The organism is Bradyrhizobium embrapense, assembly GCF_001189235.2.
GTDB classification, from domain to species: domain Bacteria; phylum Pseudomonadota; class Alphaproteobacteria; order Rhizobiales; family Xanthobacteraceae; genus Bradyrhizobium; species Bradyrhizobium embrapense.
In genome coordinates, this window is sequence record NZ_LFIP02000007.1 from 278,577 (window position 1) to 304,969 (window position 26,393).

The 26,393-nt window shown below is 58.6% G+C and carries 23 protein-coding genes and 6 pseudogenes; 12 read left to right on the forward strand and 17 right to left on the reverse strand.

What is annotated here, in order from left to right; genetic code table 11:
• The first annotated feature begins 451 nt into the window (after positions 1-451).
• Entirely contained in the window at positions 452-775 is a 324-nt protein-coding gene (locus AKN83_RS28435; RefSeq protein WP_050399893.1) for a DUF2130 domain-containing protein, read from the forward strand.
• A 150-nt stretch (positions 776-925) separates the two neighbouring features.
• On the opposite strand, the gene AKN83_RS28440 is transcribed toward AKN83_RS28435, so the two are convergent.
• Positions 926-2,500 carry a porin gene (locus tag AKN83_RS28440; RefSeq protein WP_050399894.1) on the reverse strand — a complete coding sequence of 525 codons (1,575 nt, stop codon included), beginning with the start codon at positions 2,498-2,500 and terminating at the stop codon, positions 926-928.
• 931 nt (positions 2,501-3,431) lie between these two features.
• On the opposite strand from AKN83_RS28440, the gene AKN83_RS28445 reads away from it, so the two are divergent.
• A complete protein-coding gene (locus AKN83_RS28445) occupies positions 3,432-4,253 on the forward strand; it encodes a class I SAM-dependent methyltransferase (RefSeq protein ID WP_172803633.1) in 822 nt (273 codons plus the stop codon).
• A gap of 179 nt (positions 4,254-4,432) precedes the next feature.
• Here AKN83_RS28445 and AKN83_RS28450 read toward each other — a convergent pair whose 3' ends face one another.
• The 5 genes from AKN83_RS28450 to AKN83_RS28470 form a co-directional block, all read right to left on the reverse strand.
• Positions 4,433-5,293, reverse strand: a complete 861-nt coding sequence (locus tag AKN83_RS28450; RefSeq protein WP_063695566.1) for a phytanoyl-CoA dioxygenase family protein — start codon at positions 5,291-5,293, stop codon at positions 4,433-4,435.
• Positions 5,294-5,533: 240 nt separating this feature from the next.
• Positions 5,534-6,808 carry an extracellular solute-binding protein gene (locus tag AKN83_RS28455; protein WP_050399896.1) on the reverse strand — a complete coding sequence of 425 codons (1,275 nt, stop codon included), beginning with the start codon at positions 6,806-6,808 and terminating at the stop codon, positions 5,534-5,536.
• Positions 6,809-6,822: 14 nt separating this feature from the next.
• Positions 6,823-7,671 (reverse strand): carbohydrate ABC transporter permease, encoded by an 849-nt coding sequence (locus AKN83_RS28460; RefSeq protein WP_050399897.1) that lies wholly within the window; start codon positions 7,669-7,671, stop codon positions 6,823-6,825.
• Positions 7,668-8,588 (reverse strand): carbohydrate ABC transporter permease, encoded by a 921-nt coding sequence (locus tag AKN83_RS28465; protein WP_050399898.1) that lies wholly within the window; start codon positions 8,586-8,588, stop codon positions 7,668-7,670. The genes AKN83_RS28460 and AKN83_RS28465 overlap by 4 nt, the downstream gene beginning before the upstream one ends.
• 41 nt (positions 8,589-8,629) lie before the next feature.
• Positions 8,630-9,808, reverse strand: a complete 1,179-nt coding sequence (locus AKN83_RS28470; RefSeq protein WP_050399899.1) for an ABC transporter ATP-binding protein — start codon at positions 9,806-9,808, stop codon at positions 8,630-8,632.
• Between the two features lie 627 nt (positions 9,809-10,435).
• Between AKN83_RS28470 and AKN83_RS28475 the strand changes: the two genes are divergently transcribed.
• The 3 genes from AKN83_RS28475 to AKN83_RS28485 all read left to right on the forward strand — a co-directional run bounded on the left by AKN83_RS28475 (position 10,436) and on the right by AKN83_RS28485 (position 13,732).
• Positions 10,436-11,581, forward strand: a complete 1,146-nt coding sequence (locus AKN83_RS28475; RefSeq protein WP_157113610.1) for a pyridoxal phosphate-dependent aminotransferase — start codon at positions 10,436-10,438, stop codon at positions 11,579-11,581.
• A 10-nt stretch (positions 11,582-11,591) separates the two neighbouring features.
• Positions 11,592-12,464, forward strand: a complete 873-nt coding sequence (locus tag AKN83_RS28480) for an isocitrate lyase/phosphoenolpyruvate mutase family protein (protein WP_244522138.1) — start codon at positions 11,592-11,594, stop codon at positions 12,462-12,464.
• A 359-nt stretch (positions 12,465-12,823) separates the two neighbouring features.
• Complete coding sequence (locus AKN83_RS28485; protein WP_050399902.1) at positions 12,824-13,732, forward strand: LysR family transcriptional regulator; 909 nt, start codon at positions 12,824-12,826, stop codon at positions 13,730-13,732.
• 262 nt (positions 13,733-13,994) lie between these two features.
• Here AKN83_RS28485 and AKN83_RS28490 read toward each other — a convergent pair whose 3' ends face one another.
• The 3 genes and pseudogenes from AKN83_RS28490 to AKN83_RS38820 form a co-directional block, all read right to left on the reverse strand.
• On the reverse strand, positions 13,995-14,354 hold the full coding sequence (locus AKN83_RS28490) for a DUF2285 domain-containing protein (protein ID WP_244522139.1): 360 nt from the start codon (positions 14,352-14,354) through the stop codon (positions 13,995-13,997).
• 298 nt (positions 14,355-14,652) lie between these two features.
• Positions 14,653-14,781: pseudogene (locus AKN83_RS41430) on the reverse strand (transcriptional regulator domain-containing protein); the annotation flags it as partial.
• Positions 14,782-14,949: 168 nt separating this feature from the next.
• Complete coding sequence (locus AKN83_RS38820; RefSeq protein ID WP_083992291.1) at positions 14,950-15,225, reverse strand: DNA -binding domain-containing protein; 276 nt, start codon at positions 15,223-15,225, stop codon at positions 14,950-14,952.
• A gap of 794 nt (positions 15,226-16,019) precedes the next feature.
• On the opposite strand from AKN83_RS38820, the gene AKN83_RS28500 reads away from it, so the two are divergent.
• Positions 16,020-16,241, forward strand: coding sequence for a helix-turn-helix domain-containing protein (locus AKN83_RS28500; RefSeq protein WP_050399904.1), 222 nt, complete (start codon positions 16,020-16,022; stop codon positions 16,239-16,241).
• A gap of 207 nt (positions 16,242-16,448) precedes the next feature.
• The gene (locus tag AKN83_RS28505; protein WP_050399905.1) at positions 16,449-16,673 is read left to right on the forward strand and encodes a helix-turn-helix domain-containing protein; all 225 of its coding nucleotides are present in this window, start codon (positions 16,449-16,451) and stop codon (positions 16,671-16,673) included.
• A gap of 652 nt (positions 16,674-17,325) precedes the next feature.
• Here the strand turns inward: AKN83_RS28505 and AKN83_RS28510 are convergent.
• From AKN83_RS28510 to AKN83_RS38830, 3 genes are read right to left on the reverse strand one after another with little or no spacing between them, the layout of a single operon-like run.
• A complete protein-coding gene (locus AKN83_RS28510; protein ID WP_050399906.1) occupies positions 17,326-17,688 on the reverse strand; it encodes a UDP binding domain-containing protein in 363 nt (120 codons plus the stop codon).
• Entirely contained in the window at positions 17,663-18,283 is a 621-nt protein-coding gene (locus tag AKN83_RS41810) for a hypothetical protein (protein ID WP_283807412.1), read from the reverse strand. The genes AKN83_RS28510 and AKN83_RS41810 overlap by 26 nt, the downstream gene beginning before the upstream one ends.
• Positions 18,174-18,569 carry an NAD-binding protein gene (locus AKN83_RS38830; RefSeq protein WP_083992293.1) on the reverse strand — a complete coding sequence of 132 codons (396 nt, stop codon included), beginning with the start codon at positions 18,567-18,569 and terminating at the stop codon, positions 18,174-18,176. Before AKN83_RS38830 ends, AKN83_RS41810 begins: the two co-directional genes overlap by 110 nt.
• Before the next feature lie 81 nt (positions 18,570-18,650).
• Between AKN83_RS38830 and AKN83_RS40945 the strand changes: the two genes are divergently transcribed.
• On the forward strand, positions 18,651-18,893 hold the full coding sequence (locus AKN83_RS40945) for a hypothetical protein (RefSeq protein WP_206600816.1): 243 nt from the start codon (positions 18,651-18,653) through the stop codon (positions 18,891-18,893).
• Positions 18,894-18,913: 20 nt separating this feature from the next.
• Here the strand turns inward: AKN83_RS40945 and AKN83_RS42145 are convergent.
• From AKN83_RS42145 to AKN83_RS40955, 3 genes and pseudogenes are all read right to left on the reverse strand, one after another.
• A pseudogene (locus AKN83_RS42145) lies at positions 18,914-18,976 on the reverse strand (hypothetical protein); the annotation flags it as partial.
• A pseudogene (locus AKN83_RS40950) lies at positions 18,949-19,224 on the reverse strand (NAD-dependent epimerase/dehydratase family protein); the annotation flags it as partial. The pseudogenes AKN83_RS42145 and AKN83_RS40950, both read right to left, overlap by 28 nt.
• Positions 19,225-19,254: 30 nt before the next feature.
• On the reverse strand, positions 19,255-19,539 hold the full coding sequence (locus AKN83_RS40955) for a hypothetical protein (RefSeq protein WP_206600818.1): 285 nt from the start codon (positions 19,537-19,539) through the stop codon (positions 19,255-19,257).
• Between the two features lie 359 nt (positions 19,540-19,898).
• Between AKN83_RS40955 and AKN83_RS42150 the strand changes: the two are divergent.
• From AKN83_RS42150 to AKN83_RS28535, 3 genes and pseudogenes are all read left to right on the forward strand, one after another.
• Positions 19,899-20,172: pseudogene (locus AKN83_RS42150) on the forward strand (integrase core domain-containing protein); the annotation flags it as partial.
• Between the two features lie 728 nt (positions 20,173-20,900).
• Positions 20,901-21,507 (forward strand): annotated as a pseudogene (locus tag AKN83_RS28530) (IS66 family transposase); the annotation flags it as partial.
• On the forward strand, positions 21,504-21,743 hold the full coding sequence (locus AKN83_RS28535; RefSeq protein ID WP_050399909.1) for a hypothetical protein: 240 nt from the start codon (positions 21,504-21,506) through the stop codon (positions 21,741-21,743). The pseudogene AKN83_RS28530 and the gene AKN83_RS28535, both read left to right, overlap by 4 nt.
• A gap of 31 nt (positions 21,744-21,774) precedes the next feature.
• Here AKN83_RS28535 and AKN83_RS40745 read toward each other — a convergent pair.
• Positions 21,775-22,120, reverse strand: a pseudogene (locus tag AKN83_RS40745) (transposase); the annotation flags it as partial.
• Between the two features lie 655 nt (positions 22,121-22,775).
• Between AKN83_RS40745 and AKN83_RS28540 the strand changes: the two are divergent.
• Complete coding sequence (locus AKN83_RS28540; RefSeq protein ID WP_050399910.1) at positions 22,776-23,702, forward strand: TauD/TfdA dioxygenase family protein; 927 nt, start codon at positions 22,776-22,778, stop codon at positions 23,700-23,702.
• 1,072 nt (positions 23,703-24,774) lie between these two features.
• On the opposite strand, the gene AKN83_RS28545 is transcribed toward AKN83_RS28540, so the two are convergent.
• Positions 24,775-26,289, reverse strand: coding sequence for a DDE-type integrase/transposase/recombinase (locus AKN83_RS28545; protein WP_050399911.1), 1,515 nt, complete (start codon positions 26,287-26,289; stop codon positions 24,775-24,777).
• Positions 26,290-26,393: the final 104 nt, after the last annotated feature.

Here is a 26,393-nt window from a genome sequence, read left to right on the forward strand (position 1 = left end):
GACCGAGATCAAACCAGGGAATTCAGTTGCCGTGCGAGTGCTTGTCGCGCTTGGCACAGTTCGCCAAGCATCAGTTGGATTGCGCGAGGCTGGTAGAGCCGCGGAAACCAACGATCAACGGCATCCGGCGGAAATCCAAACGGACCCAGGCCTGGAGCGATGGCTGGCCCGCGAAGTTGGGCGACGACCAGCGCCGTTGTGGCGCAGACGTAGTGCTCATCATCTCGCCGGCGCCGCCGAAGCAAGTAGATGCAGTTCGATCTGATCGACGGGGGTCTGGGCTGCCCATGCCCGCTGCGTCAGTTGCGCTCCGGCAGGGACCTAGCGACGTCATAAATTCCTACCTGGTGCAGCAAGCCCAACAAACCAAGATGGAGCGGGTCTACCACGATCTGACCGGGGGCGAAATTCCAGGTAGCGCGTCGACGCCGTCGTCGAATAATTCATCGACATGCGCGAGGACCTCGATCAGGAACGACAGTTCATTAGCCGGCAATGGGCGAAGCGCGAAACTCAGATCCGATCCGCTATTGACTCGACGCTGAGCATGGTTGGCGACCTTCGGGCGATCGCCGGCAAGGCTATTCCGGACATACAGAGCCTTGAGAGGCCGTTGCTGGAGGTCAGGTTGACCGCAAAGTCGGATGATTGGCGCGGGCAGAACAGAACCATGACGGCCTGCATTGGGTCTGCTGTGCCGCGGATAGCCATCATGCTGGAGCGCGTGGGCTGTTCACAACTTGAGATCAATCGTCATCGCGCTGATGAAACATAAGCAAACTGATCCAGATGATTACCTTACATGGCGTTCGCGTGAGAGGGCCACTCTCAAGAGTGGCCCTGGCTCCGGCCGCATGCTCGTCGATTGATGCGCCGGACGTTCCCGGGCTTACGACGAAGTCACTGTCCTTCGTCCGGCGGGATCTCACCAATTGCGCTGAACGCGTAGAAGCCCGACCAGTGCGTTCTGGTTCTTCAACTCATACACGGCAGCCGGTTTGCCGACACCTGCGACTGCCGGCGCTTTAATTGTGCCAGAGTACTTCTGATCGAGGAACGTGGCATCGAGCTCGGCCGAGAAGGTCAGGTTCGTGACCGGCGACCAGCGTGTGATTGTACCGACCCCCGCGATGTTGAAATCAGGATTGCAGGCACCCGTCAGGCCGAGAGCAACCATGCCAGAGCTGCCGCAGATCTGGGCCTTAGCTGCGTCTGTGTAGCGGACGGCGGCCCAGCCGCCATAAATGCCAGTATTCCAGTACGGATTCCAATTGTGGGTATAACCGCCATTGAACCCGTAGGTCGTGGTCAGCTGCAGAGCTGTACCCGTTGCTGCCGCCGTGCCGGAATAGATCGCATCCGCGATGCCTGCGATACCCATGCTTTGATATGCCCCGCTTCTGGCAAAATTAGCGTACATCGCCCAGGAAGCTGGAATGTTTTCGTTGATGCCGAAGTTGATTGCGCCTTTGGCGTAGGCAGCTTGCAAATTGATGGTGTCACCGGTGCCGGTCGGAATATTCTTGATCGACAAGGCCAGTTGACCAGCCCATCCCCACTTATCGGAGGCGTGTCCAGAGGTTTCGTCCGCGCCGTAGTAGGCAGCATGATTGTTGTGTGCTGCGACCGATGCCTGAAAGAGACCCCAGGCCTGGTCAAGACGCGTCATGCCCACGACATCTGGGGCCAGGCTGCCACCGAAACTCGGTGAGCCATAAACGCCCGTCACAATGCCCGCAGCCGATGCATAGCTCGTGTTCCAGATATTCTTTTGATAGTAAGCGGTCGGATCCTGCATTGAAACCGTCGCCGTCAAGCCCTGACCAAAATCGGCGGTATAGGTGAACTGATTGACTCCAGTATTATTTCCGCCGCTGCCCGGAAGGCCGTCGAAGTTGCCAGCTGGATATTGCACCCAAGGCGAGCTGTACTGGGAGACTGCCTTTCCGATCGTGAATCCGGCAAATTGAATGAACGCGAAATAGACGCCAACCGAACCATAGCCGACATTGCCAACGCCTGCATTGGCCGGCGCGGCTGTACCGCCGAGGGATTGGTAGACCGTGGAACCATTCCCAGCACCAGTGTAGCTACCGGACGCCCAGTTGAGAGTCGTTTCGAAGAAGGTGCGGACCAAGCCGTAGTCAGTCGCTGTGCGCGTATCGATGGTGAAGTCGATGCGAGCACGACCGGTATAAGTACCGCTCAGCCGATTATTGGCACCGGCGGGACCGGAAACGGGTGTCATCACAAAGCTCGAGCTGTCGAGCACCGTGTCAGCGCGGACAAAGCCACCGAGCTTGATGCAGGTGTCAGAGCCAGGCACGTAATAGAATCCGGTGCCGTACAGCGAGCACGCCTTCACATACTGGATCTCCTTGGCCTTTACGGGAATATCGGCGGCCTGTGCCCCGCTCACCCCAATTAAGCCCGCCGTTGAACTCAGCACAGCTCGTTTGATCGTTCGATGTAAGCTTGAGCACGCATCGGAAAATGTCATTGTCCCCTGTCCTTGTTAGACCCCATCGGATCAGGGGTAGCACCGCAAAATAATCGTTTGACGGGCACTCATCGAATAGTGCGATGGTTAGGTTCGTGTTTGATGATGGATGCCCCATGAAAGCCGGCCTCCACCGGTCGGGCTTTTATGCTTGAAGAAAGCAGCCCCGTTACGAACGGCCGCGGGAGCAACGCGGCACATGTAGCGTAAGAAATCCGTTACAAGCCGATCCACTGGAGCGCGCCTAGCCGGTTGGCATGCCGCATTGCGGTGCACGGTTCGGGAAGCTCGAAGTTCCAAGATGCGCAAAATGCAGGTGCGGTCCGTCACCGGTTCACAATGCGCTCTGGCATGCAGGCTACAGCACGACAAGATCAAGTGCGCGGGACGCATGGACCAGCAGACCCGCAAAGCCTCACACTGCGACAACCATACGCGGCCTGATATTTGGCTTAAGCGTCCACAGCGAACTCAAATAGCGAAATGCAACAGTTCTCGTGCCAGTCAACTACCAAAGCTGGCATTTGATTCAGATGACAAGACCGTGTCACCCAAGGTTTGATCAATATTGCACCTAGTCCCATTCAGGGAGCAGAACGCCGGCTGGCACACGTTGCATTCAGATAACTCCTCGGCTCTTGTCATCGTTGCGGCTATGGCGCAGGCCCTCATTTATCGAAGCTGTGGGGGGCTCAATGGCGAGTTTGTGGGGCTACATCGCAAACCAGGCCAACCGGCTCGCGGCGCTGGGCAGCGGAAGCTCGATGAGATCGAGGTGCTGTTGTTGTGGCGGCGGCCGCTTTGCCGTCGCCCTCCCTTCACGGATTTGAATGCGAATTCAGGCGCGCGAGCAACGCCTTAACGGTGGCCTATCGGCCATCGGAGAATTCAACGAAAGAAGCTAAACGTATCCGTTCTTACGAACATGACCATGGCAACAACCTTCCCCAATTTTGAGACTCCATGGTCCGAGTTCGCCGGCGAGGGAAAGAATTATGATCTTTATCGGCCAGGCTATCCGAGCGAGGTCGCCAAGTTCATCGTGGATCACACTCTTCACCACCGCCTGGACGGCGCGGTTGTGGACGTGGGAAGCGGCACCGGCATTTTTACAAGGGTGCTCGCGATCGCGGCCCAGGGGCAGCGCTCCATTATCGGCCTCGAACCGAACGCTGACATGATTCATGTTGCGGTTCAGTCGACACCTGCCGAATTGAACATCGAATTCCGCATGGCACCAGCCGAGCGGCTACCCTTTCCGGAACGTTATGTCTCTGCCGTCGCGGCAGCCACAGCGGCTCATCGCTTTGACAGGCCGGCGTTCTACAATGAAGCCGCACGCATATTGCTTCCGGGCGGGATCTTGGCGCTCGTGCACAATCGGCATCGGTACTCGGACAGTCCCGCACTGTCAGAATATCACGATTTCGTCGAACGATGGATTCCGCAGTATCGCAGGGGTACTTTCACCACAGCAGCCGGGACGTATTCCACGATTGATTTCTACAGTGAGCTCGGAACCGATCTCAGATTCGAGGACGTAAAGGTGGGACAATGGAAATGGGATTTTGATACGAGCCTTCCACACTTCCTCGCACTGAGTTTCTCCTCCAGCCTCATTCAGCGATCGGCTGCCATGGTCGGTCAACAAGCCGTCACCAAAAAGCTGACCGAACTATTTGAGCGTTACGCGCAGGACGGTCTTCTGCGTCAACCGCACGTCACCGAGGTGACTTTTGCGACAAGGCAGTAACCCGGTTATCCCCTTGATCAAATAGGTCGAGATTGGCAATGTCGACGCATCTTGGCTCTCGAACTGAGATACCGTCTCCCTTCGTCTTATAGGCTGCTATTCAGCCGCAACGACCATTTGCGCGAAGGCGCCGCTGATGCGGGCGCCCCCGTTGATAGCGGTGCAATGAGGATTAAAGCTCAGAGCGAGCCTGCCGATTTGAACTGTTCCGGCCGGCTTTGGTGGTGAGCGGCAATGGCGTCCTTGCGCCTGCGGCTTTCGGCAACCATCGCCTCATAGAATTCAACAGCATCTGGATCAAAGTCGCGGCTCGGGCGAGGCTCGGCGACAAAATTCCGATAATTATCGATCCCGCGAACCAGGGTCGCACTGTCTTTGAACCCGCTGGTCTGGCTGACATGCGCTGCGACATATCTAATGGTTATTCCTAGCCGTCGTGTGTCGGAGAAATTCGGCTTGGAACCATGAATAAGCATCGTGTGATGAAGGGAGATTTGGCCGGGCCGAAGCTCCAAATCGACGGCGTCGGCTTCATCGACCTTGACTTCGACATCCTGACCACGGCTCAACAGATTGTTTTTATCGTCGGTGTCTCTATGCGGCAATTGCCCTTGGTGATGGCTGCCAGGAATGACCCGCATGCACCCGTTGTTCCGGTTACTGGGCGTTAATGCGATCCAGGCCGTAACAACGCTTGGTTCGGAGAGCCCCCAATACGTCCCATCCTGATGCCAGCTGACAAAGCTCGGATCGTGTGGTTTCTTATCAAAGTGGCCGGTTGCCCATGCCATGATGTCGGGCCCCAGAACGTCTTCAACCGCGTCCAGAACATTCGAGTTTCTCATGAGATCATTTAGCCACATCATCAAAAGATGCGGCTTTATCTTCGAGCGCGCCCATAGATTTGGCTCCCGACTTTCGAGATCTTCCATGCGCGCCAAGAATTCGTTGGCCTCCTCTACCGAAAGAGCGTCAATCGGACAAACGAACCCCTTGGAACGATATTGTTGAACCTGCGCTTCACTTAATATTTTTGGCATTTTCTCTCCTGGGTAGGTCGTTTCACGTCGATTGACGTGAGCAGGAATGAGGCGACCAACAGAACTGGTGCGCCGATGTCAGTTTGGTCAAAAATCGGCGAGTGCCGACGAACGAACGGGTCTATGGCCTCGTCGAAGATGCTTGGAATTGCTACGGTCGACGACGTTTATGTTGAAGAGGGCGACGAATGACCGAAGCTCGGAAAGTATGGATTTATCTTGCGGGAGATCGGCCAGAGGTCACGCATTGAGCAGTTTGCGGGTCTGCTCGGCCATCGTGGCGAGCGCGGCTTTTGGCTGAATCCGATGCACAAGCACCAGCCTCATCAGCTCAGTCATCATATCGGTGATCTTGACCGCGTTGTCACTCGAGAACGAGACTTGATCTGTTGTAATTGCCAACTGATCAAGAATCGCCGCGTGGTAGGGATTGATGGCGAGGTACTGGTTCCGGAATGTCGGATCCTTAAGCGCCATCAGGTTAACGGGCAGATAGCCAGTGTGCCGGGCAAGAATCATCTGGCCCTCCGGCCCGGCGGCGAAGCGCAGGAATGCCCACAACGCCTTCTGCCGCTCCCAGTCTTTGGTAAACATCATGAAGCCATGGGCAGCACCGACCAGCTGGCCCCCGGCGGCGGGAACTGGCAACTGGCCGACTTTTAGCTCAAATCGCCCTTGGGCTGCCTTGGCGACCGATGTGATACCGCTTGCCGAACGAACAAGGATGCCGCAGGCGCCGGCGTTGAATGCTTGGCGCGCCTGTTCGCGGGTCATATTGACAGTGCTCGCCTCTCCGAAGCGCCACACAACCTCTAACGCCCTCAAGCCTTCAGCCGTATCAAAGGCTATCTCGCTCAAATCGGACTTCATCATTCTCCCCCCAAATGTGGCGATGAGATTCTGAAACATCCAGGCGTTGGAGGCGTCGTACTCGACAAAGCCACCATCAATCGTTCGGTCAAGTGCTGCAACTTTCACGCCGAGCGCGATGATGTCCTCCCAGGTCGAGGGCAGGCTGGACGAGGTGTATCCAACCCGGCTTAGGAGATCCATGTTGTAGTAAATGACGGGAACCGTCGTGCCGAATGGCAGGGCGTGGATGTTTCCCCCCGCTGATACGGCTTCCAAGGCCGCGCTTGACAGGCCGAGCTCGACGACGGCCGTGCTTCCGCCAGCAACGGAATCAAAAGGCTGCGCGTAGCCGCGCCGCGCGAGCAATGGCGCGTAGGTCAGTGACTGCCATGTGCCGTCAGGAAGATCGCTGATCAAACCGTCGCGCAGCGTGATCTGGAGCAAGGGATCCCAGTTTTCGCCTTTGGCTACGAACTCTATAACGATCTCGGGATTGGCAGAGGTGAACTGGCTGGCAAGTTCACCAAGCATTTTCTGGTAGGTGCCGATCGGGGTGCTGATCTTCAATGTTAACTTACGGCCAGCGGCGCGCGCCGAGTGCAAAGCTCCAATGCCGATTGCCGCGGTGCCGGCGACAAGAATATCTCTGCGTCTCAATGGCATAAGCATCTCCAGCGCTACTTCACCGCTCCCCCGGTCATCCCTTCAACAAACCATTTCTGTGCGGCAAGGAAGGCGATGACGAGGGGCAGCACGACAAGGGTAGAGGCGGCCATGAGGGGCCCATAGTCATTGCCAGCCTCTTCGTTCTTGAACGCCATGATGCCGAGCGAGGGCGGCATCAGGGATTGGTCGCGCACCGCTATGAGCGGCCAGAACAGATCGTTCCAATGGCTGACAAGCGAGAAGATGGAGAAGGCGATGACGGCGGGCAGCGCCATCGGCAGCATGATCCTCCAGACGATCGCGAGTTCAGAAACACCGTCGAGCCGGGCCGCATGCACGAGGTCATCTGGAATAGTCTTGAAGAACTGACGAAACAAAAAGATACCAAACGGCGAGACGATATAAGGGAAGATAAGCGCTGCGTAGGTATCGAGTATCCCGAGCTGATGACCCAGAGCAAAGAGCGGTAGCGCTAGCACTTGGTGCGGTAGCAGCAGTCCCACCAACACCAGGCCGAAGAGAAGGCCGCGTCCAGGAAAGCGAAGTTTCGCCAGCGCATAGGCACAAGGCGCGCAAACGAGGATCTGCGACAGCAGAATCATCGTACAGACGAGGACACCATTGCCCATATAGCGCAGCAGTGGTGTCTCACTCAGCGCTTTGGTATAGTTTTCGACGGCATATAGCTTGTCGGGCCAGAAGGAAAAGGACGCCCGAAAGATCTCTCCCGGCGGCTTGATCGACAGCGACAGCATCCACACGAAGGGCAGGAGAATGAGCGTTCCCGTCGTGAGCAGCACCGCGTGTCGAAGGAGGGCCACGGACAGCGGCAAGCGGCTCGGAGAAATTCCGGCGTTCATTGGTAGTGCACCTTGGTGTCCATGAAGCGGACCTGAACGAGGGTGAGAGTCGTTACGATGGCGAGGAATAGGACCGCGACGGCAGCCCCATATCCCGTGCGCAGATACTCGAAGCTTTCGCGGTAGAGCGTGTAGAGCAGAACTTCGGAGGCACGACCGGGGCCGCCTTGAGTTAGCACCTTTACGGTGTCAAAGGCCTCGAATGCTCGTAGCGCCACGACGATGACAACGAACATCGTGACCGGCCCAAGCATCGGCAGGGTGACAGTGCGCAACCGATCAATCCAAAGGTCAGCACCGTCGACATCGGCGGCATTGTACAGCTCCTGCGGGATGCTCTTCAGACCGGCAAGAAACAACACCATTGCGTAGCCGAGGTTCTGCCAGATGCCGATCACGGCGAGTATTGGAAGAGCCACATTCTCATCACGCAGCCAGTTGGCGGTCGGCAGTCCGAGCGCGGCGAGCGCCTGGTTGACGAGACCAATTGTTGGATGCAACAGCGCTTCCCAGGCAATCGCCATCGCGGTGAGCGTCGCCATGAAGGGCAAGAAATGGATGGCGCGATAGAGGCCCCGGCAGGACCGTCCGCCTTCGATGACAAGCGCGATCGCAAGACCGAGGATGACAGTTCCGGGAACGACGATCGAAACGTAGACAACAGTATTGACGAGCGACGCCCGAAAACCCGCGTCCGCGCAGACTTCGCGGAAGTTAGAAAGGCCGACAAAAGAAAGAGACGTCGCTCCAAACCGCCAGTCGGTCAGCGCGATGACGAAGATGGCAGCAACCGGCAGGAAGAACAGTACAACCAGAAAAAAGACCGCGGGCCCAGCCAGCGCCAAGGCCACCAGCGCTTCTGAAAGGGCTCGCTTGCGAGCCAGCTGGGCGGTTGGCAATGGCACTTCGATCGGCATGAGGCGCTTGTCCGAAGCTTCGGATAGAGTAAGAGGCCCGCTCATCTCGCGACCTCTCGGAACGGGGTGACCGCCCCCTTGGAAGAATCCCTATCCGGCCGTAAGCGTCGTCCATCCCGCGTGAACAAGAGAATGCGCTCCGGTCTCACCCCAACATGCAAGGTCTGGCCGGGAACAATATGCGGCGCCCGTTCGGCGAGCAGCCTTGCGATCAAGGGTTGGTCGATGCCGGCCAGATCAAGGTAAACGAAGAGATCTGACCCCATATGCTCGATCATTCGCACGGAACCCGTCAGCGTCCCCTGCCCGCCGCGCTCAGCGAGATAAAACGCCTCCGGGCGAATGCCGAGGGAGAGCGCCGTACCTGTGATTGCATCGGCCTCGATTGTAAGCGTCGACCCGGCCACGTCGATGAGTCCGCGTTCGCGTACCACGCCGTCAAACATGTTGATCTTGGGCGAACCAATGAATTCGGCGACGCGCCGATTGTCGGGATCGGCATAGATGTCTTGCGGCGGAGCAACCTGCAGCAACTCACCGTCGAGCATCACCGCTACCCGGTCCGAAAGGGTCATAGCTTCGGCCTGGTCATGCGTGACATAGACGAAGGTGACCCCAAGCCGCCGGTGCAGCTCCTTGATCTCGGCGCGCATCTGAACGCGCAATTTGGCATCGAGGTTGGATAGTGGCTCGTCCATCAGGAAGACGGCCGGATGGCGCACCATCGCGCGACCGACCGCGACACGCTGGCGCTGGCCACCTGATAGCTGCCCCGGCTTGCGTGGCAACAGGTGGCCGATACCGAGCGATTTTGCGGTATGCGAGACTTCCATATCAATGTCCGCAGTGATCTGGGCGGTTCCTGGCAGCAGACGACCGAGAACGGGCAGCCTCTGCAAGGCAGAGAGTCGGCGCATCCGCAGCGGCAATGCCATGTTCGATGCGACGCTCATGTGGGGATAGAGTGCATAGGACTGGAACACCATCGCGATATCCCGCCGCTTTGGCCGCAGTCCGTCCACCACGCGTTCGGCGATCCGGACCGAGCCCGCATCCTGCACCTCAAGTCCCGCCAGGATTCGGAGCAGCGTCGATTTCCCACAGCCCGACGGCCCCAGTAGCGTCAGAAACTCACCGTCGGCTATCGACAGTGAAACATTGCGGAGGACAGGCACCAGGCTGTAGTCTTTACGAATGCTTTCGATCGAAACCGATGCCACCGCGCTACTTCCCCATCTGCATGAAACTCTTCGCGCAAGCGCGACGAGGAGATCGTCTATCCCCTCAAGCCCAGGCTGAGCTTCAAGACCCTTAGTGCTACAGCTGGATGACACCGATCGAATAATTCGATGCAAGGCCAAGCTATATGCGATGGCGCGCTACTCCAGAGTTCGAAGCGAACATTCAAAGCTTAGCGCGCCCGCTTAGTAATCGCAGTGCGCGGGAACAGAACCTACCACGCGCTGCATCGAGCCTCAGCGCCGATCGCAGCTGGGACACAGCGCAATTTGGCCACCGAACCTGACGCGCCGCGTCTCGCCGGTCCCTCCTGCTCGTTCTCTCCTGGACCAAAGGGGTTTCCACGTGTCCGCGCCGCATCAACACAAAGACCAACCAACATTGTACGTCTTCCGCCGGATGACGCGCGCCTCTGGCCGTCCCTCGCGACACCACGCGAGGCATCGCAACTTGCGATCATTTCGTTCAACAAACGCGACGGCCAGTTTGTTGGCCGCTCTGCGAGCGATTAGAAAGCGTGGGAAATTCGTGTCGAAGTCCGCAGGTGCTCCATTTTGTCTCTCGTTACAGAACGGCTCAGACTTGTTCGCCCCTCTGAAACCAAGGCCATGACGGCGCGCGCGGCCGAGCTGCGCGACCGGGGTTTCGATGTGATCACGCTCAGTCAGGGCGAGCCGGATTTCGAGACGCCGACCGCCGTCCGCGACGCCGCTATCCGGGCGATCCACGACGGGAAGACGAAGTACACGCCGGTCGCCGGCATTAAGCCGCTGCGCGAGGCGATCCAGAAGAGCTTGAGCCGGGATCACGAGCTCGCTTACGGGCTCGACCAGATCACGGTTGGCTGTGGAGCCAAGCAGGTCATTTTCAATGCCCTCTTCGCCAGTCTTGATGCAGGCGACGAGGTGGTGATACCGACACCGTGCTGGGTTTCCTATCCCGATATGGTGGCACTCGCTGGCGGCAAACCGGTCCTCATCGCCTGCGATGAATGCCATGGATTCAAGCTGCGTGCTGAGGCATTGGAAGCGGCAATCACGCCGCGCACGAAGTGGCTGATGCTGAACTCGCCCTGCAATCCGACCGGAGCGGTTTACAGCCGAAGCGAGTTGCAGGCGCTCGCCGCCGTGCTGCGCCGCCATGCCCATGTCCACGTGCTGTCCGACGATATCTATGAAAAACTCACCTACGACGTCGACTTCGCCACAATGGCTGCGGTGGCACCGGACCTCTACGACCGCACATTGACGGTCAACGGCGTCTCCAAGGCCGACGCAATGACGGGCTGGCGCGTCGGTTATGGCGCAGGGCCTCTGCCGCTGATCAAGGCCATGAACCTGATCCAGGGCCAGACCTCTTCGCACACCAGCTCGATCTCGCAATATGCCGCGATCGAGGCGCTGTCCGGCGGACGGAAGCATATCGATGAATTTGCGAGCGCCTTCCTGCAGCGTCGCGATCTTGTGGTCGCCAAGCTCGACCAGGCGGAGGGACTTTCGTGCCGGGTGCCGGACGGCGCCTTCTACGTTTTCCCTTCCTGCGCGGGCGTTATCGGCAAGCGCACACCGAATCGCAAGGTGATCGAAACCGACACTGATTTCGCGATGTATTTGCTCGATGCGTTCGCCGTGGCCGTCGTACCCGGCAGCGGCTTCATGGCTTCGCCATACATCCGTATTTCCTACGCTTCGTCGCTCGCGGACCTCACCCGCGCCTGCGACCGCATCATCGCTGCCTGCGCCACCCTGTCCTGAAGGATCTCCCGTGTTTCCTGCCAAACGCCTGCGCAGCCGCATGGCCGAGACTGGCCTCGTCCACGTCATGGCCGCGCATAGCCCGCTTTCCGCAATTCTCGCAGAAGAAGCCGGATTTGATGGCCTATGGGCCTCCGGCTTCGAGCTGTCGGCACTGTACGGCCTGCCGGACATGAGCCTGATCTCGATGACGCAGCATCTCGACATGCTGCGGGCGATTGCGGGACGCACGAGACTGCCAATTGTCGCCGACATCGATACAGGCTACGGCAATGCGATTAACGTGATGCATGCGATCGGTGAATACGAACGGGCCGGCGCTAGCGCCGTTGTCATCGAGGATAAGACGTTTCCGAAGGTGACGAGCCTTGTTGCCGATGGACGTCAGGAATTGTTGCGGATTGAAGAGTTCCAAGGGAAGATCGAAGCCGCCGTTGCAACGAGACGGGACCCGGACTTTCTCATCATTGCCCGCACCGAAGCCTTAATTGCAGGACTCGGCGAAGCTGAAGCGCTGCGTAGAGCGCAAGCCTATGTAGAGGCTGGCGCCGACATGATCCTGGTCCATTCGAGAAAAACGGATCCTCGCGAGATCGAGAGCTTTTCGCGCGCCTGGACCGGATCGGTCCCTTTGGCGATCGTGCCGAACGCCTACCCGGATCTCGATGCGGAGCGCGTCAAAGCGCTCGGCAACATCCGCATGATGATCTATGGCAACTACGGGATTCGCGCTTCTGCCACTGCCATGCAGGAGACCTTCCGCCGAATCATTGCCGACGGCGGTGTCCACCACGTCCGCAAGGACATTCTACCTGTCGAGGAAATCTTCAAGCTTCAAAGGATGGATGAAGTCAAAGCGGCCGAAGCTCGCTTCCTTGGCTGAACCGTTCGCGACTAACAATTTTTGAAACTATACCTAGCGCTAGAGGCCCGCTGAGACGCCATCCCGACGCCATTAGGAAAGTCTGAGTAGCGGCCTAATACTCTCGAAAGTCGCGCGCGGCCGACGCGAGAGCAGTGATCGCGCCACCCATTTGGCGCTTAGTACCTGTGCAAAAGCCGCCGACAGCAGTCGCGCGCCAAACCGTACGAAACGCACCAAAATTGCTGATTTTGCGCGCGAGCTCCGCCTCATAAGCGGTTATCCCGACGTACGCATCGAATAATGTGATACAGCATCCACGCTTGGCAACGGCCTGCCGTGGCAAGTAGCCAACAGTCCAAGAGGTACCGGAGCGGAAGATGGCTGCCGAATACGATGAGGTGCCCCTCAACGCGGTCCGGGCATTTGTGACCATTGCGCGAGAAGGAAGCGTAACGCGTGCGGCCAACGCATTGGGAATAACCCAGAGCTCGGTCAGCCGCTATTTGGCTGTGTTGCAGGAGTATCTCGGCACAGATCTCGTGGAACGGCGAGGCCGGCGAAGTGAATTGACTCAATTCGGACGGCTGTTCGCGAATACCGTTTCCGAACCCCTTGATACAGTGTGTTTCACCGCCAAGAGGATGCGACGCCGGAACCGATCGGACGCCAACCGGATTGTGGTGCGCACGTCGCTTTCGACCTTCGCTTATTCCTTCCTCATTCCTAATCTCCAGGCGTTTTCTGCGGAGATGGATGGCGTGATCGTGGACGTGATCAGTTCATTGTCTCCGCCGACATCTTCCGACAATTTCGACATCTTGATTACCCGAGATCTTTCCGTCATTGAACCGGCCGACGATTGGGAAATCTACAATGAGACCCTCGTATGCGTCGGCTCTCCAGGTCACGTCGCAGGAAAAACGCTGTCGATTGCGCGTTCAATGCCACTTCTGAACATCACATCGCGGCCTGACATAATGCCCACATGGCTGAGGGCGATGAACCTGACCGCAAGAGAAATAAAGTCGGGGGCACGATACGATCACAATTACCTTGCCCTGCCGGCCGTCATGACCGGAAAATGCCTCCTTGTTGCGCCTGAAATCATTGTTCGTGATCTCGTGCGCGCGGGAGCACTGCACGTGATACCAGGATCCCGCGCGCCAAGCGGTATGCGGTATCGGGCCTATGCGGTCGATCGCAGTGACAATCCCGAAATCGCGCGCGCCTTCTGCCGCTGGGTCGCTCGGCTCTGTAAAAAGGCAGCAATTGCGGAAGCCGCCTAACATCGCATCAGGCGATACCACAAATCATATGAATAGTCACAGCCACCGTAGCTCAACGTGGCCGAAGCTGATCGTTCGAGCGGCGAATGGTCCAATCCACCCGGCCTCTTTACTTTACATTGTTCGATGGCCCTTCCGCGGTCGCGAAAATCGAACCGGAGTGATGCCCAAAGGAAGCCGCGCGCAATGATCCCCCTCACGAGCTTACCTGCGAGGCGGCGTTGTCGGGGCCGCGGTTGCAACGAACCGGACAGCCAAGAGCTTAGGACTTATCGTACTTGCCTTTGCGCTTGTGACGGAGCAATGCGCGATAACCGCCACGGATGAGACGTAATCCCTTCTTGACCAGGCGAATGATCCGGCTGCGAACATCGCTTGTTTTCCATCCTCGATCGGGAATGCGATGCGCGCCGAACAGGCCTGCCGCGATTTCGCGATAGCTGTTTCCTTCCACCCATCCATCTGCGGCACGCAGAGCAAGGATGAGCCAATGCCGGGTCTGGATCGGCAGTGCACGTGGGGAAGGGCCGACGGGACGCTGTTCTAGCGCTCGCCAAAAGCGCTGTGCCGCCTGCGAACGAATGTCGAAATAGCGGTCGAGCGGGAGATCGACGACAATCACTGAGCGTCTCGATGGCAGGTCTCTCAGCCAAAGGCGGTGCTTCGCGCCTCCGAGCGGCACGATGGCATGCCATCCATCTGGCGCCCGACGAAGCTCGCTGCCCGTTAGTTTGCCGACATCCAAGTTGTACCGTCTGGACGACCTCAAACCGATAACAGGGTGGACGGGCAGCACGGTCGACAGCGCCTCGGGCGCCCAGAAAATGGCCTGTTTGTCGAACGCCGTTCGCGGATCTGGGGCGAAACGAAAGCCCCCACTTCCTTCGGAAGCGGTCCGTCGTCGCGTCGGATCGTTGGCTGCCGGTCAGGACCTCATAATCTCTTTCATACTCGACGTCGCGACGTAGACATTCCCAGGCAATGTCCTCCGTTTCTACCGTCTTGGCCTCAGGATATGCTTGCTTTGATCTCCAGTCAGCCGCTGCCATCGTACTTTCTTCCCCGCACGTTCATGCAAGGAAATTGCAGCCCCACGATTGTGACGATTTCTGGTTGCGCCAATGCATCTGATCAATGTTGATCTGATCCGTCGATGGAACAGTCAATTTTTGCGATTAGAGCTCAGTAAGAAATCGCGTCCGCTTCAAGTGCGTCGCCTATTCGCTCTTCGGCCAACCGCGTCGCAGGAGATGACGATAGCCGTGACGCGCCATCCATTTGGCCCGAGCCAAATGAGTGTCGAAAGCACGGCGCGCGCGATCGGGCTCAACGACCGGATCAACATCGAGCACAATGCGCGCGACTTCGCGCCAATCTGCATTATCTGCCTGTGCATCGAGAAGGCGCAGGTAGGTAACGACGTGCTGCTCATCGTATGGCGTAAGCTCAGGCGCGCTGGGCGCCACATCTGCGATCTTAGGATCGGCCGACACTGCCTAGAACTCCTAGCAAACTGAAAAACTCTATTGAAATCTGAGCGACGGTAGCCCGCTTCGCGGCATCTTGGTACCGGATTGATTGCCCTGGTCTACAAAATGTTCCTCGCAGAAACATCGATTGAAGGCGGCCATCGGATATCTGGGGCCTCGTTCCGTCGCTTGTCTCGATTTCGCTCGCTCCGACCTTTGCCGGTGTTGATTTGACGGGTTCATATCGCTTGGAGCGCGATGAGCAGATTTGCGTGCTGCAAGCCCTTGCTCGCTCGTTGCCCAAGTAGAAATCGACGCGTGGGGTTTGGCCGACGCACCTGTTGCCTCCACTCGCTGGCCGATGATGGCTGCTCGGTTTGCTCGGCTGGTGAGAACATTGTTCTCGATTTCGAACTCCACGTGAGAAAATTTGCCGTCTGGTCGCACCGCCGCGAACAAGGCCGCGGTAATCCCGGTTAGCCAAGCATGTTGCGGCCGCCAAATGGCTGACGAACGGTTCGCGGGCGCGCACTGGCCGAGACCTGGATCGATATGGCGCACGGTTCGATCAACCTCTTTCGAGTCGGCGTCGGCGGCTTCCGAATCGAGAAGTCGCCGGCAGGTCACCAGATGCGACGCGCCACGGCGCAACAGCACTGAACTATCCGAACCAGGATCAGCGACGGTTCAGTGGTGGGGTCCGGACGATCTTACGCGCGCAACAGATCGACGCAGTTCCGGTTCACAACGAGCGTGAGGCGTCATTTTGTAATGTATATCGAGGTGCAGTATATCGAGCAAGCGGCATCCTTTCCCGCATGGACTTGCGGGAAACATTCGCCACCAATTTGCGCCGTCTGCGCAATGCGAGGGGATGGTCGCAGGACGAGCTTGCCTTCGAGGCAAAGATAAGCCGGGGCTATTTGAGCGAGCTTGAAACGGCCGAACACTTCGTCAGCATCAAAATCATAGGTCGCCTTGCCGAAAAGCTCGACGTTGAGCCTGCTGAGTTCCTTAAACGCCCTGCCAAAAGGCGTTAGCTAGACCCATCCCAATATTCGGTCATGCTCTCAATCCATTCTTCTGGCTACCGTAGCCGTGGAATGCTGGTCCGGGAGGTCATTTGCGCAGGATGAGTTGGCGCATGTGCAGCAGACCGACGCCGTTCCGGTTCAAAACGTGCATGGACGACGTTTTGTGAAGTATATCGAGGTGCAGTATGTCGGGCAAACGGCTTTTTGTCCCGCATGGATTTGCGGGAGACATTTGCCACTAATTTGCGCCGTCTGCGCAATAAGAGGAGATGGTCCCAGGACGAACTTGCCTTCGAGGCCGAGATCAGCAGGAGCTACTTGAGCAAGCTCGAAAAAGGCACGTATTACGTCAGCATCAAAATCATAGGTCGCCTTGCCGACAAGCTCGACGTTGAGCCTGCCGAGTTCCTCAAGCGGCCCACAAAGAGCGGCCGCTAGGTAGGCACAGCCCAATACGCGTCTTACCCCAATCCATTTTTCTGGTCTCTTCCGTAACCTTTGAAAGCTGCTCTAAGTGATTTCCAGCGCGCATCGTCTTCCCAGCGGCTAGCATGGATTCGAGATGGGCTGACGCGGGGGCGCATCGACGTGGTTGCAATGGTCGTGACGATTTCCGTACCGACATGGGCAAGACAAGCTTGGGGCGGTTTACGAGGAGACGAAAAGGCGGCCGGTGCTGCCACGACTAATGGCCGGCTTGGCCATTCTCAATCACACCCACGAGCTCCGCGGGCGGTGGCTGGAGACTCCCTGATCCACGAGTGCACCTCGGCAACTGCTCTTACCGGCCTGCACAATCTGATTGTGCAGGCATCCGAGCGTGCCGCATGCGTAGACACTGAGGTGTTGATCTGTCGGAATCCTGTCGCCAAACCCGATGCCACGCGCCAGATCTTTCGGCGCAGAAGACGCAGGCAAGAAAGCCGCGACGCTGCGAGGCTCGACGGCTGACGAGGAAGGCTCCCGATATGGGTGTTGGTTCGTAGAGCACGGCTGACTCAAGTCAGGCGGCGCCCAACGGTCACGTAATCCGGGGTGGGCGCAGCGGCTGGGTTGATCAGTCGACGCGCGTCGAATACCGTCTTGCCGGCTATTCGCAACGAGGTGAGCTCGTCGTATTCTGCGTCCGCGCCGCGATGATGACGATTTCGGCCCACTCGACCTCGCGCCGCCAGTCAGACGAGAACCGAATACAGTTCGCGGCGATTCCGATGGCGAACTTGAAGTTCTCCGTAGCGAGCGGGTCGTAGTACTTAACGTCCGCTTCGACCCGCAGAAGATCACGAACGATCTTGATCGAGGCGGATTCGCGGACGTCGTCAGTGTCTGGCTTAAAGGAGAGGCCGAGAACCAGGATTCGTCGGCCGAACAAAGGCCCGCACTTCCATTCGAGAGTAGAGACGATCTGGCCCGGCTGCGCGGCGTCGTCAAGCACGGCATTGAGCATGTTCATCGGCAGGCCAAGTCTCGCCTTTGGTGCGCAGCGCTTGTACGTCTTTTGGAAAGCATGACCCGCCGAATCCACAGCCCGGAACGAGATAAGTCAGGATCTGTGGGGCGAGCCGGCCCAAGGGAGTGATCGGCGACGAGCGTTTGTCGAGATGGACGCCGCGCATGACGCCGAGGGCGTCGATGTCCCCTACCGCAGCGCAGAGATTTGCTATCTCGTTCACCACAGAGACTCGGGTGGCAAGAATTGCATTATTGGCGTATTTGATCATTTCGGCCGTGCGGCTGTTCACCCGCACTTTATCGCAATTCCACGGAACATAGAGTTCCTCGAGCCGCTCCAGCGCCCTCTCATCCTCCTGACCGATCACGATGCGATCGGGCTCCATGAAATCCTCGATCGCTTCTCCTTCGCGAAGAAACTCCGGATTCATACCCAAGCCGAATGCCCCGAGCTTCTTCCGGACGAGTGCTCGAGCTCTTGGCGCACTATCGTGTCCATTGTCCCCGGGACGACGGTGCTCTTCGCGACGACCGACAGATGATGAGGAATGGTCGCGAGATAAGCGCAATCTGGCGAGCGCATTGCCGGACGGCACTAAGGTCGATCGCGCCGTTCTCGGCCGGTGTGCCGACGGCGATCAAGGCGATTTCCGCCATCTCAAGCGAGGCGTGAAGCTCCGTGGTCGCCCTAAAGCGGGCCGATGCAAGCACTGACTTGAGCAGTTCAGGGAGGCCACGCTCATGGATATGCGGCACGCCGACGCTAAGCGGCGCAATGACATCGTTCCGCAGATCGACGCACGTCACGTCGTGCCCCTCCGCCGCGAGGCACACGCCCGAGACGAGGCCCACATAACCAGCGCCGATAATTGCAATGCGCATCACTGCCTCAACTCGTCGTGTCGAAAGGACAGTTAGCGGCGCACGCTCTCGTTTACGAGAATCTTCGGCGAGTACCCGAGAATGTCGCGCGCCTTTCTTGATCGCGGGGCGGCGCCGGCTTGGATTGTCGACAAGACACTCTGCGTCGGAACTCCTCTCGAAGACGACCGCGCCGCGGCGTCCGAAAAGCTCGAGCGAAGCCTGTTGATAGATCTCGGCAAGGCCGTGGACGGAGATCTCCGGCTTGTAGATGCCGATGTTGAAGTACTCGTACTTCCCATGCAGAACGCAAAGGAGATACCCGTGATCGCGTCGGAGACGTAGCAAAACGTGCGGGTCGGGCTACCTTCGGAAAGAATGACAATATCGCGTCGATTGATCACGCATCGCGCGAGATCGGCCGGCAGCCGGCGATCGTCGATACGCACGCCGGGTCCAGGCACGCGACATTGCCGCGGTATTCCTCGTCAGTTGGGATCGCGGCCTTCGCTGGATCGCCATAGATTTCGCTGCTTGAAAGGAACAACAGCCCCTTGAGCCGATCCGAACCCCGATAGAATTCGAGTAGCCGCAGTCCCCAGTTATTCGCGTCGATGGCCTCGACCGGATACTGCCGATAGAATGTCGGCGAAGCGATCGAGGCCATATGGATGACGTAGTCGGCTGCGTCAGCGGCGTCGACTGTTCAAAGGTCATCTGTGACGATGTTGAACGCACGTGTCTCGAGCACCTCCGGAAACTCCGCACTCAGATCAATCAGCCACTGCAGCCGATGCAGGAGAAAGCTGTCGAGCGCGATGATCCGCTTCAGGTCAAGTTCGGACGCTTTTCGCGTGAGGCACTGGAGGAAGTAAAATCTAAGGAAGCCCGCGCAGCCAGTGATCAGGACCGTTGCCCCCGCGAAGCGTCCTCGCGGCAAAGCCGCATGGATGTGCTCAATATCTTCTTTGACGATGAGGCTAGTTGTCACCAGCGCTCCAAACCAGAGGACTGGCGTTCCTGGCGTTGACCCACGAGGCTCGACCCGGTGCCCAAAGCTCTTCGAGTTGATCCTCATTGTGCCGCGTATCCACGCAAGCCCGGAAATCGGTGTGACCCCACGAGTAGCCTGATTCCACCGCCCGACGTTCGTCAGCGATAGGTGACATGCTTCCGTCGTCCAGATCAATTGTTAACACCGGTAGTTGACCGGAGCACGACATTTGTATTCCCGGATAGAAGTGGAGAACGACGTCGCGGACAGTCCTAACGATCGGATGCCCTTCGACGGAGTGACTACTCAGCCATGTCGTGTAGCCTTTCAGTCTTCGCATCGGCGGAGCCAATTTGCCGGCGACGATTCTCGATCAAGATCGCGAGTTCGTGCCGCGCGATCTCGACCTGTGGTCAATCAGCACGGCGTCACGCTGGACTTCTCGCGGCCCTGGCCAACCGACCGACAATGTTCGTAAAGGACGTCAACGGCCGTTTCCGGGCCGAACGCCTCGACATCCATGGGTTCACCAACCTTACGAACGCGTGGGATGAGTGGAGGATTGGCGCAGACAACAACGAAGAGCGTCCCCAGAGGACGATCGGCAATCGTCCGTCGATTTTGCTGTAAATTGCGACCGCGCAACAACCGCCCGGCTCGCGTGATACGAGGCATAAACTCTCGTTCTGGAGACCACACTTCGGTCTCGCTGTACACCAATGATAGCCACTACCAATATTGGGAGGAGATTGCAGAGCTCAGGCCGGTTGGAGCGACCTTGAGGCTCATTGGAATGGGTCCTGACGATAAGGCACACAAGAAGGGACCCATGGCAAGAGACGCCCCCTTTACCAACGGAACTTCAGTCTTGCCGGATCGGACGTCGCTGGCTCAATCCGCCGTAACCACAGCAGGCCTTTTCGCTTGGCGGCCACACCACAGGAGCCGCGGTCTCAATCCCGCCGGAGAATGTTTAACTTCATCGCGAGCCCATCCGCCTACGCCACCAATGTTCCGCCGCTCCTTTTCGTATGGCGAATGTCACGCTTGCTATGGCGCTGGGCTGGATTTGCAGGTTTCTCATGATCGGATGTCTCTGGATGGCGGGCTGGCCGCCTGCGGTAGCGCTATCGGCTGGGATCACTAACCCGCGTTATGCGGCCCTCGTAGTTGAGTGCTTATCCCCCGGCTATTTCGCGCTCACCCTTCAATCGCTCTCGATGGTGATGATCAGTTTGCTGCTAGCCGCGTGGTCGGACCATAAACCCACGCTTGGAGTGGAATCTGGTCGGCATAGGCGGCTCGTACCGTTTCATGGCCAAACCGACCAACTGCGGCCACTGCCGTAGTCGTTATGTTCCTGCTGGTCGCATGGAAGGCGCCCGTTCTTTGCCATGGTCGACATCGAAGAGAACGCGCGGCGCTAGGCTGTGGGCAAAAAGGAAATCCCGCTCTCTCCGATCGCGATTGAGGTCGTGCGGCGGATCGATGCGCTGTTCGAGATCGAACGCTCGATCAACGGCAAGAGCGTTGAGGAGCGCCTTCAGGTGCGGCAGACGCTGAGCCGGCCCTTGGCCGAAGACCTGCAAGTCTACATGCGCGAACAGCTTGCCAAACTATCCCGCGGGCGTGACCTGATCGAAGCGTTCAACTACATCCTGAAGCGATGGGCAAGCTTCACGCTGTTCCTGGAAGACGGCCGCGTGTGTCTCTCCAACAATGCCGCCGAACGAGGCTTGCGAGGCATCGCTCTTGGCCGAAAGTCCTGGCTGTTCTGCGGATCCGATCGCGGCGAGCGGCGCGCTGCTTCCATGTACAGCCTGATCGTCACGGCCAAAATGAACGGCGTCGACCCGCAAGCCTGACTGGCCGACGTCCTTGCCCGCCCGCCCAACTCATCGGCTGGACGAGCTTCTGCCCTGGAATTGGCCCCCGGCATCAACATTCTCCGCTCGAGCGGCATGACCACCCACGTCAACAAAATCCATCACGTCATCACCATCACCCAGGTCGCCAAGGACCTTGGTGAAGACGAAGATTGGCTCCGCGACATCTCGATTGAAATGGAGATCGAGGACGGGGTCATCTGGGTCAATGGCATCGGAGAAGGTGGCGTCAAGGCGTTCACCGACTTCGGAATCGAGAACCTGATCGAGCTTATCAGGTTCTACAAGAAAAACCCCGAACTACGGAAGCGGTGATCCTGTGGCCTACGCCGATACGCCGATTGGATACACAAGGTGCGGTGAGGCGGTCACAGCGTAAGACGCCAAGGAATGTCAGCGTCCCGCCAATGACCATGTGGCGTGAAGCTCCGCACCCGCTCGCCTTTTGGCCCCCCACCGCGCAGCGGGGCCATATTGGTCTTAATCCAGGTCTCGTCGGTGGAGACCGGGCGGCGGGGATCGAGATTGGCCTGCCATGAACGCCAGCGCTGGCGTCTACGCGCGATGTCTGCGCGAGCTCGCTCCAGGGCGAGCAGCGTTTTTTGAACCGCAGCCCTTCGCGTCGGAGAAATAGCCAAACCACATTGTGTCCCGCGCGCGCCGAGTTCATCCTTTAGGGCGTGCAGCGTCACAGTGAGGACAACGGTTTGCACCTTCGGTTAGCGCTTGTCATATTGGCGACAAATACCAACACGATCTAGGTCACGCAGCCGGCAATTAAATGGCTTGAGGCGCGTTTTCCGCGGCTGGCACGGTGCTTGCTTGAAATCACCAGGCAACACGAGGCCTGTCCATGTTCGTCGCCGCAGTCACCTGCTTTTTCGCTCGCGCACAGGCGCTTGCATTAGTGCTTGCAACCAACGGATCGCCTCCGTCACCAGCAGGCAGCCGGACGGGCCCGCGCGCTAGACAACGCGGGGCAGTCCGCCTAGTCGGGCCGTGACGGCTACGGTACGCACCGGCGGGTATCGGCGGTCTCGTCGCGGCCATCACAAAGTTGTTGCCAGCCGATCGGGCATGGTGCGCTTATTCCTGCCACTGATCGGAGAAAAGCGTCTTAATAAGAACTGTCGACTTCGAAACCTGTCGAACCATCGAATTCAATGGACCCGGAAGGAGGTCGCGCTTCATGCGGCGTCTTCCATTCATCATCGCTGCACAGATCACCGCCATCCGTTCCAATAAACGCTGCGGATCTTCGTGAATCTGTCTATTCAATCCGATATCTAGCGATCACCAGTCGCTCGCAGCTGGACAATTAGAAACAACGACCTGGAGAATACCCTCATGAGTGAAACGGCCTTGATCCATAATGTCATTCCTCGTGCCGACATTGTCAAACGCGCAGCGCACATCGGCGCTGAAATCAAGAACATCAAGCTCTCAGACGATTTGCCGGACGAGACGATCGCTACGATTAACAGCTTGCTGCTCGAACACAAAGTCATCTTCTTCCGTAACCAAGATCACCTGGATGACACCGTGCAGGAGCGGTTTGCTCTTCGTTTCGGAAAGCTTGTGCCGCATCCGACGCTCCCTGTCTCAGAGGGTACAGTATCGATCCTCGAGCTTGATTCCACCCGCGCCAACAGCCGAGCTGACCTGTGGCACACCGATATAACCTTTGTCGACGCCTATCCCAAGATTATGGTACTGCGAGGCGTTGTGATCCCACCATTCGGCGGTGATACCCTCTGGTCAAACGCTGCGGCCGCTTATCTCGGCCTGCCGCCGCCGCTGCAACGACTTGCCGACGAACTCTGGGCCGTTCACACCAATGCTTACGACTACGCCGTAAGGACCCGCGTCAGCGAAGCCGACAAGAAGTATTTTGACGACGTCTACACCGGAACGATCTATGAGACCGAGCATCCCGTGGTGCGTGTCCATCCGGAAACCGGCGAGCGCACGCTGGTGCTCGGCGATATGGTGCGGCGGTTTGTTGGGATTCCGAAATATGACGGCCAGAAGCTGCTCGATTTGTTCCAATCACATATCACCGCCCCCGAAAACACTGTGCGGTGGAACTGGAAGGATGACGATGTCGCAATCTGGGACAACCGCGCCACGCAACACTATGCGGTCAATGACTACGGCGACCAGCATCGCGTCGTTCGGCGCGCCACCGTCGACGGCGACGTACCCATCAGCGTCGACGGCCGTTACAGCGTAACGCGTATCAAGGCTTCCAAGCCCGTGCCGAAAGTCGGCTGAGATCGGCCGTGTTCTACGGTGCGATAATCGCGCCGACCACGGGCTCCACGCCCCCCGTAACGACTCTCACCTGAATGAAGATTTGCCGGTCAGGTTCATATGAACTGATCGGCAAGAACGTTGCGTCAATCCCCTAGGCTTCTTTGGAATTCTCTGCCAACAGAGTAGCTGGCCCCCGGGAACGAGTCGGGGCGCGGACTCGCACGTGATTGTCGCCATGGCGTGCCAGCTTGCGAGGTGTTCGTCCCGGCGACGCGCTTGGCGTTGGCTGGTTGGCGGAACCGACATGAAAGCCAGGATGAGATCGCGATTGACCTTGTCGATTGCACCTCGTTCAGTTTGTGACGCACGACCCGGTACCGGCGATTTAAAGGAGTGACGCGCATGGGACTAGACTCTGATTGGGTCGGATACGCGACAGACCACCGCCCGCCGCAAAGCTGACGGAAAAGCCCGCTGGAGCCCCTAATCTGGTAGCACACAGCCGAAACGCGCACTGAAGGCGATGAAGCGGTCGATCTCCTTAATGAGAATTTCCGGCTTGGTCAGAGCGGTCTGCCTATCATTCAGCACACAGGCCCATGCCATTGTCTCAGGATCATCTGTCAAGCTCTAGGCGGGAACAGCAGCGGGCTTACCATCGCCGGCACCTCCCGCGACTAGGTCTGACAGTTGGCTGTCTTTCCGAGCGACGACCCATGTTGGGGCTCGTATTGCCGCACGTAAAAATGCTCCCTCAGGCTCGTCCGCTGCCTCATCTTTTTTGCTCCCGGCTTGAAGTGAAGAGCGGCGTCTCAATGATTGCCGAAGTGGGCCTAAGATGTGCTGGAGTAACCCCATTTGGTGGCGGTTCGCCATGAGCTTTGCTGACCGGGGCCGGCCTCAAGGCCGGGCCTTCCAGCAAAGCTCATGGTCGTCCGCGGCCTGATCCGCGCGCAGGGGTCAAGGCTCGCGAAGCGACCCGCGTAGCGGGCTTGGCCTTGACGCCGAGCACGGATCAGGCACTCGGCCGCACCGGATGCGAAGATGGTCGCGGTTCGCAGCGTCCGGCTTTTACTGCGCGAGCCCGCCGTTATCGAGGCGCTACGACATCGAGGGCGAGCGGCGGCGCTTGAGAGGGGCCGAACAGCAGGGCGTTGGCCTGTTCGCTGCGCCAGGTCTTTAGGCGACGCTGTAGCGTGCGCAGAAGTTTTTGAGGATAGACTCCAGGGTATTCTGCCTGCAATCGCGCCAGGAGTTCGCTGCTGGTCCGCCACGGCTCGGCTTCAAACCATTTGCGCAAATTCGGCGTCGCTCGAATGAGCGGGTCGGGACGGCGACGGCCTCGTTTTGCTTTGACGATCGGCCGATCTGTCGGCCGAGCGCCGCCCTCCTTCCAGGCGGTTCTCAAGCTCGCCAGGAAAAGATCGATCGGCTGCGCGATCGCGCCGGGGTTCGCGACAGGCTCGGCGTCGGTAAGCGCCGCCAACCGCGCCTGCGTTACTCGGATATCGCGCAACAAGGCGACGGGGTCGAGGCTGGTGAAAGTCTCTTGTAAATGGGCGCGAACTTTATCGGACGTGCGCGCGTCGGCGGCTAGCCGTTGATGCGGCGTCGCAGGCGCGCTGTAGGTCTTGCGCACACGAGCGCCGTCGCGCTGCTTGGCGATCAGCTTGAACGACGGTTGGAAGAAGTTCACGAACAGGCGCGCTGAGCGGTAGAGCTGCGCCAGCAGCGTCGCCGCCTCCAAACCCTCGAACCGCCGGTAGCCGACCATCCTGCGCACGACAGCGCCGTTCTTTTGCTCGACGAACGCCTGATCGTTTTTGCGGTATGGCCGGCAGCGCGTGAAAACGATATTGGCCGTGTCGCAGTACGTCTTCAGCGTCTCGTTCATGAAAACGGTGTCATTGTCCGTGTCCAAGCCAAGAAGCGCGAAGGGCAATTGCTTGCGCAATTCCGTCAGCACGGTGCTCAGCAGCGTCTGCTCGCGCACGATCAGCGGCGCGCATTCCGTCCAGCCCGTCGCGACGTCAGTAAGGACCAGGGTCTGTACGAAACTGCCGCGCGCCGATGGACCGCTGTGGGCGACAAGGTCCGCCTCGACGAATCCCGGTGCCGGATCATTCCAATCCGCTGAAGTCCGTATCGGAATACTGCGTCGCAGGGCGTGCGCGGCCGGTCGCCGGCGCTGGCGACCGAGCCCTTCCCGAATCCGGCCCAACGCCCGGTCGATCGTCGCCGCGCTCATCGAAAGCAGTTTGCCGCGGATCTCGGGAGCGAGGTCGAGATGGCCGTGCCGCTCCATCGCCTCGATCAGCATCGGCATCAAGGCTTTCAGCCGCTTGCCGCAAACCCGGTCCGACGCTTCCCAGAGGAGTGCGAGCGCATTGCGTTCGGCTTCACCATAAATCCGGCGCCGCGCCCGACGACCTTTTCGCGACCCATCGTGGCCCCGCAGCAGCCGCATCGCATGTTTGCGATGATATCCAGTGATATTGACGAACTCATCCAATATCCGCGCCTTCTCCACGCGATCGCCCGATCGGTAGCGTTCGCCCACAGCTGCCGTCAGTTCCTTCCTAGTCGCCATGCTCAGCCGCCTCATCGTCGCCCCCGCCCGCCCGTCTGGTCGGGGAGCAACTTACATGAGGCAACAGCCTATCATTCGGGAGCTTCTAAGCTGACGCAATGCGCCCATTCACCGACGTC

Bases quoted from the DNA above. Each gene is read 5' to 3' on its own strand.
- AKN83_RS28435 (WP_050399893.1), top strand. From the start codon at position 452: ATGCGCGAGGACCTCGATCAGGAACGACAGTTCATTAGCCGGCAATGG.
- AKN83_RS28440 (WP_050399894.1), bottom strand. From the start codon at position 2,500: ATGACATTTTCCGATGCGTGCTCAAGCTTACATCGAACGATCAAACGA.
- AKN83_RS28445 (WP_172803633.1), top strand. From the start codon at position 3,432: ATGGCAACAACCTTCCCCAATTTTGAGACTCCATGGTCCGAGTTCGCC.
- AKN83_RS28450 (WP_063695566.1), bottom strand. From the start codon at position 5,293: ATGCCAAAAATATTAAGTGAAGCGCAGGTTCAACAATATCGTTCCAAG.
- AKN83_RS28455 (WP_050399896.1), bottom strand. From the start codon at position 6,808: ATGCCATTGAGACGCAGAGATATTCTTGTCGCCGGCACCGCGGCAATC.
- AKN83_RS28460 (WP_050399897.1), bottom strand. From the start codon at position 7,671: ATGAACGCCGGAATTTCTCCGAGCCGCTTGCCGCTGTCCGTGGCCCTC.
- AKN83_RS28465 (WP_050399898.1), bottom strand. From the start codon at position 8,588: ATGCCGATCGAAGTGCCATTGCCAACCGCCCAGCTGGCTCGCAAGCGA.
- AKN83_RS28475 (WP_157113610.1), top strand. From the start codon at position 10,436: ATGACGGCGCGCGCGGCCGAGCTGCGCGACCGGGGTTTCGATGTGATC.
- AKN83_RS28485 (WP_050399902.1), top strand. From the start codon at position 12,824: ATGGCTGCCGAATACGATGAGGTGCCCCTCAACGCGGTCCGGGCATTT.
- AKN83_RS28500 (WP_050399904.1), top strand. From the start codon at position 16,020: ATGGACTTGCGGGAAACATTCGCCACCAATTTGCGCCGTCTGCGCAAT.
- AKN83_RS28505 (WP_050399905.1), top strand. From the start codon at position 16,449: ATGGATTTGCGGGAGACATTTGCCACTAATTTGCGCCGTCTGCGCAAT.
- AKN83_RS28510 (WP_050399906.1), bottom strand. From the start codon at position 17,688: ATGAACATGCTCAATGCCGTGCTTGACGACGCCGCGCAGCCGGGCCAG.
- AKN83_RS38830 (WP_083992293.1), bottom strand. From the start codon at position 18,569: ATGCGCATTGCAATTATCGGCGCTGGTTATGTGGGCCTCGTCTCGGGC.
- AKN83_RS40945 (WP_206600816.1), top strand. From the start codon at position 18,651: ATGTCGCGCGCCTTTCTTGATCGCGGGGCGGCGCCGGCTTGGATTGTC.
- AKN83_RS28535 (WP_050399909.1), top strand. From the start codon at position 21,504: ATGACCACCCACGTCAACAAAATCCATCACGTCATCACCATCACCCAG.
- AKN83_RS28540 (WP_050399910.1), top strand. From the start codon at position 22,776: ATGAGTGAAACGGCCTTGATCCATAATGTCATTCCTCGTGCCGACATT.
- AKN83_RS28545 (WP_050399911.1), bottom strand. From the start codon at position 26,289: ATGAGGCGGCTGAGCATGGCGACTAGGAAGGAACTGACGGCAGCTGTG.